The 497-nt window shown below is 37.6% G+C and carries 1 pseudogene; it reads left to right on the top strand.

Going from position 1 to position 497, the window contains the following annotated elements:
• Window positions 1-497 (top strand): annotated as a pseudogene (locus tag L3049_RS21545) (hypothetical protein); the annotation flags it as partial.

Raw genomic sequence — 497 nt, 5'->3', positions numbered from 1 at the left:
AGTTTCGACAAGTGGAAATTATTCTGTAACAATAACTGACGCGAACGGATGTTCAGCTACTGATGATGTGAATGCAACAATCCATGCAAACCCAACAGTAAATCTTGGTGTAGATCAGGAAACATGTTCAGGAAACAGCATCACTTTTGATGCAGGAAATATTGGTTCGACTTATTTATGGTCTACAGGAGAAACAACGCAAACTATTACAGTTTCTGCAAGTGGAAATTATTCAGTAACAATAACTGATGCAAATGGTTGTTCAGCTTCAGATGATGTGAATGCAACAATCCATGCAAACCCAACAGTAGATTTGGGAGCAGATCAGGAAACTTGTTCAGGAAACAGCATCACTTTTGATGCAGGAAATGCAGGATCAACTTATTTATGGTCTACAGGAGAAACAACTCAAACTATTACAGTTTCTACAAGTGGAAATTATTCAGTAACAATAACTGATGCAAATGGTTGTTCAGCTTCAGATGATGTGAATGCAA

Origin of the sequence: Labilibaculum sp. DW002 (assembly GCF_029029525.1) — a bacterium.
GTDB classification, from domain to species: Bacteria; Bacteroidota; Bacteroidia; order Bacteroidales; family Marinifilaceae; genus Paralabilibaculum; species Paralabilibaculum antarcticum.
The sequence above is the reverse complement of the archived record's forward strand: the minus strand, read 5'-3'. Positions and strand labels throughout refer to the sequence as shown.